The sequence below is a fragment of the Nocardia sp. NPDC058497 genome, from assembly GCF_042720195.1.
GTDB lineage: Bacteria > Actinomycetota > Actinomycetes > Mycobacteriales > Mycobacteriaceae > Nocardia.
In genome coordinates, this window is record NZ_JBHXMY010000649.1 from 1 (window position 1) to 3,181 (window position 3,181).

A 3,181-nucleotide genomic window follows, 5' to 3' on the forward strand; every position below is an offset into this window, starting at 1 on the left:
CGGTGCTGCACTCCGTGCACGAGGGCCTGGTGGTGTTCGGGTCGAGTCCAGGGCCCGCCGAGGTGGTCAACGATCAGGCGCGCACACTGCTCGACCTGCCCGAGGGGCCGGTGCATCGCAGCGACCTGCCGACCTCGCTGCGGCAGATGCGCTGGGGCGTCGTGCGCGACGAGACGCACGTGACCACCGATCGGGTGCTGCTGGTCAACCAGGACGTGGTCAGCTGGGAGGGCCGCCCGATCGGCACCGTGCTCACCATCCGCGACCAGACCGAACTGCGCGCGGTCCTCGGCGAACTCGACTCGGTCCGTGGTTTCGCCGAGTCGCTGCGCGCCCAGGCGCACGAGGCGGCGAACCGGCTGCACACCGTCGTCACGATGGTCGAGCTGGGCCGCCCGGAGGAGGCCGTCGCCTTCGCCACCGCGGAACTGCAACTCTCACAGGTCCTCATCGACCGGCTGCTGTCCGCGGTGGGCGACGCGGCGCTAGCCGCGCTGCTGCTCGGCAAGGTCGACCAGGCGGCCGAGCGCGGGGTGAGCCTGGCCATCAGCGAGGACACCGCGCTGGACTCCACCGATCCGCTCTCGGCGCACGAGGCCGTCACCCTGGTCGGCAACCTCGTCGACAACGCGATCGACGCCGCCGCGGGCACCGTCGACAAGCGGGTGGAGGTGTCGGTGTGCCACCGCGACGGCGAACTGCTGGTGCGGGTCTCCGACAGCGGCCCAGGCATGTCGGCACAGATGTTCGTCCGCGCCGCCGAACGCGGCTACACCACCAAATCCGACCACGCCGGCCTCGGCTTGGCACTCGTGCACCGCCTCGTCGATCGGCACGGCGGCGCCATCACCACCACGGCCGCACCACACAGCGCGGTCATCGTTCGCATTCCGCTGAGGGAGAAAACATGATCCGCGTCCTGATCGTCGAGGACGAACCGCTGATCGCCCAGGCACACCGGGCCTACCTCGAGCGGCTCGACGGATTCGTCACCGGCGGTGTCGCGCACACCGGTCGCGACGCGCTCGCACTCGCCGCCGAGGCAATCGCCGACGGCCGGCCGTTCCACCTGGTCCTGATGGACATCGGCCTGCCCGACATCAGCGGACTCGAGGTCGCCGCAGCGCTCAACAGCCTCGAGCCGCGACCCGACGTCATCGCGATCACCTCGGCCCGCGAGCTGAACATGGTGCGCAGCGCCGTCGCCCACGGCGTGGTGCTGTACCTGCTCAAGCCCTTCACCTTCGCTGCGTTCCGCGAAAAGCTGGAGCGCTACCGCGATTTCGACACCGCACTCCCCGCGGGCGAGGCCGCCCTGTCGCAGTACGACATCGACCGCGCCCTCGGCGCACTACGCACCGCCGACCAGCGCGCGGGCGCACCGAAAGGCGTTGTGCAGCACACCCTCGAGGAGGTGTCGCGCGCGGTGCGCTCGGCCGAGGCAGGCATCACCGCGACCGACGCCGCGGCCGCCGTCGGCGTCTCCCGGATCACCGCCTGGCGCTACCTGGAAAAACTCGCCGACGACGGATTGGCCGAACGCCGAGCCGATTACGGCCGCGCCGGTCGCCCGAAGACCCGCTACCGCTGGCGCGCCGGCGCGTAACCGAGGTCAGGACAAGCGCTCCGCGCCGGCGAAGCATCGAGGTCTGGGGGGCGCGGGCGGGACTATTGGGATGGGCGATTGACGCGACCCCACACTGCAGGTCATCGCGGGGAGGTGCTATCCGCGCAGAATGACTCGAACGTTCTTATACCATTGATCTGATGGAGTTTCAAACAAGTGTTACCCTAGTGGAGGTTGCGACGCTTGTTTGACTATTTTGATAGATACATGTAATAGGAGGCGGGTGGGTGGTTGAAGATGCAATGTCCCAACTCATCCCGACACTACGACGAGCTGGATTGAGGGTCGCCGCCGGCACGGGGAAAGACCTGGTCCTGGCCGTGCCCGATCGTGGTCCCCGCCACGTCGACCTCAAGCTGGTGCACCACCGATTGGCGCGCGCCACCACCGCTCACGCCGGTCGCGGCGAGCGCCCGACCCTGTACGCGGCGCAGTCAGCCACCCCGGCCGTCGTGGTAGCTGCCCGGGCCGGCGAATACGATCTGGTTACCTTCGACCCACCACAGGTGATCGTTGCCGGCCATGTCTTCCTCGAGCCGGACCGCAACCAGAAGAACGAATATGTTCACCGCAACTCGGGTTGGGGAGCACAGGCCGTTCTGCGGACACTGGCGACCGCCAACGAGCCCCTGCATCAAACCGAACTCGCCCGGACGGTCGGTATCAGCCAACAGGCTGTATCCCAGGCACTCAAACGAGCCAAGGAGCATGTCACCCGCGAGGGGCACGGCTGGATAGCGAAAGAGGGCACCTTGCAGGTATGGCTCGCCCAATACCGAGGTCCCGGCGGCACAGTCACCCACTGGTACGGCCTCGACGACCCCGCCGAGCAAGCGCGGTCCGCCCTGGATCTACTCGACGAGCTCGACCTCACCGGGATCATCGGCGGAGACCTCGCCGCCGATCGCTACTCACCCTGGCAGCTTCCCGGCACTGTCCGGATGTATCTGCCCGAGCTCATCGACTTCACCCCTGCCGGGTTCTCCCCAGCGCAACCGGCAGGAGCAACCATGACCGTCGTGGTCCCGCAAGACCTGACCATTGCGCACGTCGCTGCTGCCCAGGCGCGCCCTTACGCAGGGCGGCACCTGATTACCGATCCGGCGATCACGCTGTGGGATCTGCTCCACGCCAGCACCACACCCACCGCGCAGGAAGCCGCACAGCACTTGACCACCGCAATCGCAACAGGATCTCTCGATGTCTGACCCGCGTGTGATCCACGTCCGGTCCACCAGTCGTGCGGCCGATCGAGGCTTTCGGGCACTTGCGGACTTGGCCACCGCCGCCGAACCTCTCGACGTCGGCGCCTACCGAGTCGTGGGCGGGCACATGGTACAACTGCTCCAGCACGCCTACCCGATACCCCACTGGCCATTGCGCGGCACTGCCGACGCCGACGCCGGCATGGCCCAGGAAACCCTCGTAGCCGTGGAACCACAACTGCACCAACGCATTCAAGAGTTGGGCTATACCCTCGCAGAAGGCAACCACTACACCCGCGAAGTATCCGGGGACCGCCTCGACATCGACATTCTGGTGCCTTCCTTCGGG

3 protein-coding genes and 1 pseudogene are annotated in these 3,181 nt (G+C 67.6%); all 4 read left to right on the top strand.

Going from position 1 to position 3,181, the window contains the following annotated elements; translation table 11 throughout:
* The coding region (locus tag ACFWPJ_RS28830; RefSeq protein WP_378856055.1) for a sensor histidine kinase at positions 1-911 on the top strand (911 nt) is incomplete at its 5' end.
* Positions 908-1,606, top strand: coding sequence for a response regulator (locus ACFWPJ_RS28835; RefSeq protein ID WP_378856057.1), 699 nt, complete (start codon positions 908-910; stop codon positions 1,604-1,606). The genes ACFWPJ_RS28830 and ACFWPJ_RS28835, both read left to right, overlap by 4 nt.
* A gap of 392 nt (positions 1,607-1,998) precedes the next feature.
* A complete protein-coding gene (locus ACFWPJ_RS28840) occupies positions 1,999-2,835 on the top strand; it encodes a MarR family transcriptional regulator (RefSeq protein ID WP_378856059.1) in 837 nt (278 codons plus the stop codon).
* A pseudogene (locus ACFWPJ_RS28845) lies at positions 2,828-3,181 on the top strand (hypothetical protein); the annotation flags it as partial. The gene ACFWPJ_RS28840 and the pseudogene ACFWPJ_RS28845, both read left to right, overlap by 8 nt.